The 7,833-nt window shown below is 55.5% G+C and carries 8 protein-coding genes and 1 pseudogene; 2 read left to right on the top strand and 7 right to left on the bottom strand.

The genetic code is table 11. From position 1 onward, the window contains the following. Positions 1–151: 151 nt before the first annotated feature. Positions 152–858: pseudogene (locus tag BLT50_RS18530) on the bottom strand (IS6 family transposase). 323 nt (positions 859–1,181) lie between these two features. Here BLT50_RS18530 and BLT50_RS18525 point away from each other — a divergent pair. Next, positions 1,182–2,219 carry an alpha/beta hydrolase gene (locus BLT50_RS18525; RefSeq protein ID WP_175491541.1) on the top strand — a complete coding sequence of 346 codons (1,038 nt, stop codon included), beginning with the start codon at positions 1,182–1,184 and terminating at the stop codon, positions 2,217–2,219. Between the two features lie 156 nt (positions 2,220–2,375). Here BLT50_RS18525 and BLT50_RS19150 read toward each other — a convergent pair whose 3' ends face one another. The 5 genes from BLT50_RS19150 to BLT50_RS19145 all read right to left on the bottom strand — a co-directional run bounded on the left by BLT50_RS19150 (position 2,376) and on the right by BLT50_RS19145 (position 6,182). Then, positions 2,376–2,852 carry a hypothetical protein gene (locus BLT50_RS19150; RefSeq protein ID WP_139170592.1) on the bottom strand — a complete coding sequence of 159 codons (477 nt, stop codon included), beginning with the start codon at positions 2,850–2,852 and terminating at the stop codon, positions 2,376–2,378. Continuing rightward, positions 2,849–3,076, bottom strand: a complete 228-nt coding sequence (locus tag BLT50_RS18520) for a hypothetical protein (protein ID WP_175491540.1) — start codon at positions 3,074–3,076, stop codon at positions 2,849–2,851. Before BLT50_RS18520 ends, BLT50_RS19150 begins: the two co-directional genes overlap by 4 nt. A 100-nt stretch (positions 3,077–3,176) precedes the next feature. Further along, positions 3,177–4,652 carry a serine hydrolase domain-containing protein gene (locus BLT50_RS18515; protein WP_217629257.1) on the bottom strand — a complete coding sequence of 492 codons (1,476 nt, stop codon included), beginning with the start codon at positions 4,650–4,652 and terminating at the stop codon, positions 3,177–3,179. 142 nt (positions 4,653–4,794) lie between these two features. Then, positions 4,795–5,793 carry a class A beta-lactamase gene (gene bla, locus BLT50_RS18510; RefSeq protein WP_090030751.1) on the bottom strand — a complete coding sequence of 333 codons (999 nt, stop codon included), beginning with the start codon at positions 5,791–5,793 and terminating at the stop codon, positions 4,795–4,797. Further along, positions 5,790–6,182: a hypothetical protein gene (locus BLT50_RS19145; protein WP_139170591.1), complete on the bottom strand. Its 393-nt coding sequence runs from the start codon at positions 6,180–6,182 to the stop codon at positions 5,790–5,792. Before BLT50_RS19145 ends, bla begins: the two co-directional genes overlap by 4 nt. Positions 6,183–6,512: 330 nt before the next feature. Here BLT50_RS19145 and BLT50_RS18505 point away from each other — a divergent pair, with 330 nt between their 5' ends. Beyond that, the gene (locus tag BLT50_RS18505; RefSeq protein ID WP_090030750.1) at positions 6,513–7,484 is read left to right on the top strand and encodes an AraC family transcriptional regulator; all 972 of its coding nucleotides are present in this window, start codon (positions 6,513–6,515) and stop codon (positions 7,482–7,484) included. A gap of 64 nt (positions 7,485–7,548) precedes the next feature. Here the strand turns inward: BLT50_RS18505 and BLT50_RS18500 are convergent. Then, positions 7,549–7,833 (bottom strand): DDE-type integrase/transposase/recombinase (locus BLT50_RS18500; RefSeq protein WP_139170590.1); only part of this gene is annotated, 285 nt, incomplete at its 5' end.

Genomic DNA, 7,833 nt, shown 5'->3' with positions numbered 1-7,833 from the left:
GAGCGGATTGTCCGTCGGATCTGGCAACAGCCTTCAGGACCGATGGCATTTAGGAGGGGACACGTTGTTCCGCTGGACCAACTGCGTGAAGGCTGGAGGATATTGTCAGATTAATTCAGGCTCTTCTCTGCCAGGACAGTAGGGCTGCCCCTTATGCAGCGCAGAGACCACGCCACTCGGCCAGAGCAACGGTTCGGTTCTGCTTGAAGTGATCTCGGCTTGAGAGGCTGCGATCCTGGTTGAAGTGGTTGAAGACGGAAGAGTGGACGGCGACGAATTTCTGCAAACTTCGCATTCGCCGAAACCGCTGCATCGCCCTTTCTCGTCGTCGGAATGGAAGATGTGAGTTCTCAACGCGGTTATTTAGCCAACGACCACAGGCTTGACGGTCTTCGCAGCCCATGTCTCGAAGCGCGGCCTTGTATGAAGCCAGCCGGTCCATTGCCAGCACCTCTGGCTGACCATATCGCCGCATTAATTTCTTAAGAATTTTCAATGCAGCAGCTTGTTTCTTCGCTTTGTGACAACGCTCTCGAGCACCTCGCCTTCGTGATCTACGGCTCGCCACAGGTCGTGCCGCTCGCCGTTGATCTTCACGAAGACCTCGTCCACATGCCACTGCCATCGCGAAAACGCACGCAGCTGCTGAACACGTGGCTGGCGGATCTCGGACGCAAATATCGGCCCGAACCTGTTCCACCAGAGCCGGATGGTTTCATGGTTGACGTCGATGCCGCGTTCTTGGAGCAGATCTCCGACATTTCTCAGCGATAGCGGAAACCGGACATAGAGCATCACCGCCAGGCGGATGATCTCGGGGCTGGTTTTGAAATACTTGAAAGGCGAGCGCTTGGTCATCTTCAAAGGCTACGAAAGCCCCCTGCCCGGCTCAAGCCAAGTTCCTCTGACAAAGCCGTCTGAATCATAGAAGCGCCGCAAACAGGCGGCAAAGAAATGCGATGTCCAAATCCTTCGCCGCTGTGCTTTCGTGCTTTAGAGCCGATGATCTGGTTATATCGTATTTCAAAGTTGGCTGCGGTGTTGCGTGTTAACGCTCAACTTACAGGCTGGGGAGAACTCTACCGATGTTTCTTGGCGTGAGTGATGTGAGGTTCAAGGCTTGTGTTCTCTTGCTTGTCACAAGTCTTGCAATTGCGGGCTGCGCTCCGGCGGAACGCGGGATGATCGGCCTGGCAGCCGAGCCTCAGAATGATGATGCGGATAGCATTCTCAAAAAGCACGAAATTTTCGTGATAACCTCGCGTGCTCGAGACAATGATCCAACAATTTTGTTCTCAGGAAAACGATCGCCTGAAATTGGGCTGGCGAAACTATCGGTCAGTGTGCCTCCGAACCACAAACCGGGTGAGATAGAGTTTCCCCGGTCAGGCATCCCTAGTCCCGCGAAGCATTTCACCGTAATTGATCCAGCCGTCTTCGGGTCCGAAGGTAATTTCATCTCCGCCCTACAAGCAGAATTGAACCAGCGCCCCGCCCACAACCGAAACGTTTTGGTCTTTGTGCATGGCTACAACACAACCTTGACAGAAGCAGCGCTTCGAATGGGTCAGTTCGTTGAGGATTCCGGATATGAAGGTGTACCAGTTTTGTTCAGCTGGGCCTCCAGTGGTCGGTTGTTGGACTATGTCTATGACATGAACAGCGTCCTGATCGCGCGGGACAACCTCTTGCGCGGTGCCTATCTCATCTCCAAAACCAACGCAAAAGCCGTTGATCTCTTATCGCATTCAATGGGAAATCTGCTCACGGTTGAAGCAATGCGACAGGCAAAACTTGACGGCACGTTCAACCGCACCGGTCGACTTCGCCATATCATAATGGCTGCACCTGACATCGATGCCGATCTGTTCAGGCAGCAGTTGGCACCGTTTGCCGATAATGAGCGGCAGTTTTACATTTTAATTTCGCGCGATGACAATGCTTTGAGTTTTTCCCGGTTTCTCGCTCGAGGAGTGCCGCGGGTCGGCAATGATGACGTTGAAGATCTGACAGGACTTGGCGTGACAATCTTAGATTTGTCCGAGATCGACGTGAATGGTTCGAACCACTCAAAGTTTTCAGACTCACCCGAGGTAGTGCAGTTGATTGGCAAGCGACTGAGCGTCGATGGTTTGGGAAACAAGAACGCTTCTGGTTCTTTACTCTCGTCGGTACTTATGCTTCCAATTAAAGTCACTGCAGCGACGTTGTCCCAATGACCTTTGCATCGTCCGAGTATAAACGAGAGCACTACGCGTTAAATCTCGAAATGCAATTGTTGCGGTAAAGCATCTTCTAATGAAGGCGTTTGAACTCTCGCCGGTCAAGCCATTGGACGTCATCACGGATCATGCGACCAAAATAAAAGAGTGATTTCAATCCCCATCTTTCACCATCATGGCGTAGCTGATTTCGAACAAGCGCATGTCGCCACAGATCACGATGACGGAGCGCAAGCGGGAGGCTGGTGCATCTGCCGTCATTGAAACTGTCTGGGTATCCAACACCTGTGCAACCATTCCGTCCGGTGGTGTCGTGGAAATCACCACGAAGACTGTTGGCACTGCAGAACGATCTACCTTTCCGATTTTCAGGTCGACAGAATATCCTGGGGTGGGCAGCGTGAGATCGCCACTTACAAAAAGGAGGGGGGATGCCCCATCGGGCGAAGCCCGGGAGAGTTTTGCGACCCAGTTGCTGCTTTCGATGACAGGGCAATTATCGGTTTGCGTCGAAGAAGATATTTCCCGCTCGCTCCGGGCTTGAGCCGACTGGTTCTGCGCGTTGCACGCAGTCGTGGCAAGCATCGATAGAAACGCCATACAGAGGATCAGGGCTTTCGGTTGTGTCATGACTGGATCCTCCTGAAATTTAAGGGTCCGGTCAAAACGGCAGTGATCAGGTTCTCCGTCACCACGACATTGGCGTTTTCGATCAGGGCTTCGTTCACGCCGTCAAAGACGTTGACGTTTGTATACAGGATCGGCCCGGAGGTGTCCTGAGCGGCCGCCGGAAGGGCAACGCTGACGGCGACGGCCAGCGCCGCCGTCAAGGTCTTCAGGTTTGGTTTCTTCATTGGGCTTCTCCTGCTTTCGATTCAGCCAGTTCGGTGGAGAGTTCGATCTGCGCTGTGCAGGATCGAACCTCCACCTGATCCGTGGCTCTTGTCGCCCCGGTTATTCGAAGACAGTCCCGGAGAGGTCGAAATCATCGACCGCACCGTCGCCCCGAATGAAGATCCGGTGGTTGAATCGCACGTAGTTCAGTTCGCCAGACGGATCTTCGAGCAATTCGCCAAGGGCACCCTCGTTCGGGCCTTCGGTGATGATGAAATAGCCGTCAGCCGTGTTGGCCACATTGGCCGGCGCGGGATCCGCTCCGCTGGTCAATGCGGAGAACTGAATAAACACGTACTTGTCGCCCTCTTTGCGGATCTCGATGTTCTGGGAATTCCCTTTGAAGACGCCGACGAACGGGTCGAGGACAGCCGGATCAACGCCCGCTGCGACCGGAGAGTCGGCCTCGATTCCCGTGAAGGCTTTGACCATCGAGTTCGCAATTTTCTTGTAGGCTTCGGATCCGCGATCGCTGTGGACCAAAACCACCACGGCAAAGTCGCGATCCGGGATCAGCTGCAGGAAGGACCGCGTGCCGGGCCAATTCCCGCCGTGGCTGGGGCTGGTGACGCCGTCGTAATCGTGGATGAACCATGTCAACCCGGTAAAGTCGCCGGCCTCGGCCTCGACGGCCGGAGCGTGGGCATAGTCCAGCGCTTCCATGGACAGCAGCTGGTTCCCGGCGGCGTCCTTGCCGTCCAGCTGAAAGCGGGCGTATTTCAGCATGTCGTTGATCGTCGACCGGAGCGCGCCCGAGGCTGCGGATTCTGGGATCAACGGAATGTAGTAGGGCTTGAGATCATTGATGTTGCCTTCGCCGTAGATCGGCGGATGACCCCATGCGTAATCTTTGGCTGGCGGGGTGGGGTCGTAGTTAAAGGATGACGACTCCATGCCGAGCGGGGTGAGCAGGTTCTCTTCGATCAGGTTCTCGATCGACTTTCCGCCAGCATGCGACACCACATGGGTCGCGAAGGTGATGCTGGTGTTGTTGTACATCCAGGTTTGACCGAACGGATAGATCTGCTCGACGTAAGCCGCCTGGAGCATGACCTTCTCGCTGATCGACCCGCCCGGGGGAACACGAAGGAACCCATGGTCGCCATACCAGCCAGCGCGATGGTGGAACAGATCAACGACCCGGGCTTTCGACGTTGCTTCCGCGTCCGCGACCCTCCACCACGGCAGGAGGTCGACGATACGCGCGTTCAAATCCAGCTCGCCCCGTTCGGACAGCTGCAGGGCCACTGTCGACAGGAAGGTTTTGGTCACAGAGCCAATTTGAAATTGCGTATCAGGGGTAACCGCCTCGTCGGTGCCTACCTTCGTGATGCCGAGGCCGGCGCTGTAGGTGTTGGGCCCATGGATGACCCCGACACCAAGCCCCGGGATGTTCATTTCCTTGATCAGTTCAGCAGTTTCGGCGAGGACCGCATCAAAAGTCGCCTGGCCCTCTTCCTGTGTCATGGCCTGCTGTGCGAGTGCCGGTGTGACGTACAGTAGCGCCGAAACAAGCAGGGCAGGTAGTGTTCTCATTCGGTTCTTCACTAGATTTTTCCTTTGCATTGGAGTCTTCACTGGAGTTTCCCTCGCGGGATAACGATGGCTTTTGGCGGAGAGTTCTGTCTTTGCCGTGCAGGAGCGCACTGGCAGATCCTGCAAGGCGAAGTTTCCCCGCTTACTGCTTCGCCATCTGCCCGACATTGAAGTAGTCGAACAGCGACCGGGCGACCTCGGCAATTGCCCGATCCCTGTCCGCCTCGGATGTCTCGCTACTCTTGGTGAACACGGCGATTGCAAACCGGCGACCGTCGGGGAGCGTGATATAGCCGACGTCGTTGGCAACTCCGCCGATGGTTCCGGTCTTGTTCGCCACGGGTGTTCCCCTGGGCATCAGCCCCTTGAGCCGACCAGCGCCGGTGCGCGTGCGCGACATGACATCAATCAGGAAGTCGCGGCTCTCGGCGCTTGTCGCCGCGCCACTGTCGATGGCAAGCAGCAGTTGCAGCATCGCGAGGGGCGTTGCTTGGTCACGTGGATCTGCCTCGAAGTCCAGATTGCGGTCAGCCTGGATCTTCAAGAGTTCCGGCCGGGCCTTGAAGACCTCTGTGGCGAGTTTATGCGTGGCCGGTCCCGGCAAACCATAGAACTCCCCGATGATCTCGCCGGTGGGCCGATCGACTCTGATATCGCTGATCCCGATCCTGCGCAGATATTGGGTCACCGCCGCGGGTCCTCCAGCCAGTCCCATCGAGATGTCGGTCGCCGTGTTATCGCTCTCCGTGATCATCACCTCGATCACGTTCGCGATCGACAACTGGAGCCCAGGGTGAACGAATGTGCCGTTCAGCGCAGCGTCCCCGATCATCATCATGTCGAGTGTGACATCGACCATCTGGTCGAGGCTGAGTTCGCCTTTGTCGACGCGATCCAGGACCGCAGCGGCAATCGCAACCTTGTAGGTGCTGGCCATGACGAAGGTCTCATCGCCATTGAACGCGATGACCTCGTCGTCGCCGATCTCCTGCGCCGCGAAACCGATGCGCCCCGCAAGCTTCGTCGCGACCCGTTCGATCGCGGCTCCAACGGACTGTCCTTCCGCTGTCTGGGCGTATGCCGGGCCGAAGGTGGCCGCCGCCGAAACAGCTAGGGCCATGATAACGTTGCGATATTTCACTTTAATCTATCCTTCCATGGGAGAGCGACGGAAATCCGCCGCTCGATGCTGATCAAGCGTGACGAAAAGCAATATTCGCGGCAAACCTGCTGAGAAGCGGAAGTGTTAGAAGAAAAATCGCAAGAAAGACGTCCCGCTTCCAGCCGTCGACCGCGCAGCTCGAGGCCACAGCATCTTACTTTGGTGGGAAAAATTTTGCCGAAGAATCGAGGTGCAAATCCTACGCCTGTCACCGCCCATGCGAATTGAGTTCGAGTCTCATTGACACGTAATGGCCCCGAGAAATTGGCTTCAAAGACGTCGTTGGAAAACCCCCAACCCAAGTCCGAGTACTTGCACTGAATGCAAGCGCTGGGCGCCAGCGAGGTCGGGTTGGTGCCGTTGTTCACCACGGGCTGGAATTTCGCCCAAACGGGTGTGGCCAAAGCCAATGCCGTGGCGGTTATAGGCACGGGAAAGGTGCCTAGAGCGGCAGGAGAGATACGCGAAAACCGCAAAGGTGACACCCATTTCTGCACTACACAGCTTTGAGAACGGTAGCATTCTGGGATCGAGTCGTGCCTGAAAGTGAGGGACAAATCCTACGCTGGTGGTAAGATGGGCCCGAAATCGAGGGTCAAATCCTACGTTTTCGGCGGTTACGAGTTCATTTAGTCGTTGACAGCCTTAAGGTATTTTAAGCTCACCATTGGGTAAATTCGCCATTAGGGAGAGGTTTCATGAATCTCGAGGAACCGAAGCATTTATCGCGCTTTCCCGCTAAGACCGACCTGACGCATCAAGAGTTTTGGCGCGGCTTACCCACCCTTCAAGCCGAAGCGGCGCAACTCGGACCGGGACGTCTTGAGTACAAAATGCTGCAAGTCACTGGACGGGATCTGATTATCTTTCGTAGCAAGGTCGCGCCAAAAATGGCCAGTACCATTGTGCCCCACCCGGATTGGATGGTCTTGATGGCACCGGTCGATTGGGTCGGTGCCTATGTTTTCAACGCTCAAACAGCAAGACCGTTCGATGTTTTTGTTTCAGGCGGTCCTGACGGATATTCCGCCACTGGCGAAAAGCGGCATAACTTAGCAGTGGGTGTGCGAAAATCTAAACTGAGGGATGCATGCGCCAATTTGAGTGGTTGCTATGTCGAGGATATCGACCTCCAAGATCAGCGGATATCCCTTGGTTCAGCCTTGGGCACAAGATTTCACAGGCGGCTTCTGGAGACCATAGCAGCGTCGCTGGACAAGCCTGTGGGCCCCGGTAGGTTCGTACTGGATGCTGTCATCGAGAATGATCTTTTCTCCGAGATTGCCGGCCTCATCATGGCACAGGCAATCGATGAGAATGCATTCTCAAATCTCAATCTTGACCCCGTTCGAGTTGTCAGGCGCGCGGAAGAACTGTTTGAAGACCGCACGACCAATCCACCAAGCATAGCTGACCTTTGCAAGGCGGCTAACGTCGGAGCAACCACATTGCATTTGTGCTTCAATGAAGTCTACGGCGCGTCGCCAATAGCGTACTTGCACGCAAAAAGGATTACCCAAGCTCGTTCTCTAATCCTGTCAGCGGAAAGGGTCCCACGTTCGGTCAAAGACGTCGCCCTGTCGCTTGGCTTCACCCATAGCGGTCGGTTTGCCGAACGATATCGCAACTTTTTCGGGGAGTACCCGTCAGAGACTTTCAACAAGCGATGAACTCTCCGGATGGTGCTGTCAGACTAATACGAACTCGTCTCTGCCAGGACAGTGACACTGTCCCTTATGCCGCGCAGAGACTACGCCACTCGGCAAGAGCAGCGGTACTGTTCTGCTTGAAGTGATCTCGTTTCGAGAGGCTGCGATCTTTGTTGAAGTGGTTGAAGACAGAAGAGTGGACGGCGACGAATTTCTGCAGACTTCGCATTCTCCGAAAGCGCAGCATCGCGCGTTCTCGTCGTCGGAATGGAAGATGTGAGTTCTCAACTCTGTTGTTCAGCCAGCGACCACAGGCTTGCCGGTCTTCACACCCCATGTCACGCAGCGCGGCTTTGTATGAAGCAAGCCG

It is taken from the genome of Lutimaribacter saemankumensis (assembly GCF_900100005.1).
Classification (GTDB): Bacteria; Pseudomonadota; Alphaproteobacteria; order Rhodobacterales; family Rhodobacteraceae; genus Lutimaribacter; species Lutimaribacter saemankumensis.
The sequence above is the reverse complement of the archived record's forward strand: the minus strand, read 5'-3'. Positions and strand labels throughout refer to the sequence as shown.